Raw genomic sequence first — 479 nt, 5'->3', positions numbered from 1 at the left:
CAGCTGACCTACGGGAGGCAGCAGTAGGGAATTTTCGTCAATGGGCGCAAGCCTGAACGAGCGATGCCGCGTGAGTGAAGAAGGCCTTGGGGTCGTAAAGCTCTGTTGCGGGGGAAAAAAGGCAGCATCAGGAAATGGGTGCTGACTGATGGTGCCCCGCCAGAAAGTCACGGCTAACTACGTGCCAGCAGCCGCGGTAATACGTAGGTGGCGAGCGTTATCCGGAATGATTGGGCGTAAAGGGTGCGCAGGCGGTCCTGCAAGTCTGGAGTGAAACGCATGAGCTCAACTCATGCATGGCTTTGGAAACTGGAGGACTGGAGAGCAGGAGAGGGCGGTGGAACTCCATGTGTAGCGGTAAAATGCGTAGATATATGGAAGAACACCAGTGGCGAAGGCGGCCGCCTGGCCTGTTGCTGACGCTGAGGCACGAAAGCGTGGGGAGCAAATAGGATTAGATACCCCTGTAGTCGTTCGAC

Annotated in this window: 1 rRNA gene; it reads left to right on the top strand. The window is 56.6% G+C overall.

Annotation, left to right across the window (positions count from 1 at the left end):
- Window positions 1-479: ribosomal RNA gene (locus GTQ34_RS16755) — 16S ribosomal RNA — on the top strand; the annotation flags it as partial.

Origin of the sequence: Flagellimonas ochracea (assembly GCF_009903685.1) — a bacterium.
Classification (GTDB): domain Bacteria; phylum Bacteroidota; class Bacteroidia; order Flavobacteriales; family Flavobacteriaceae; genus Flagellimonas; species Flagellimonas ochracea.
The sequence above is the reverse complement of the archived record's forward strand: the minus strand, read 5'-3'. Positions and strand labels throughout refer to the sequence as shown.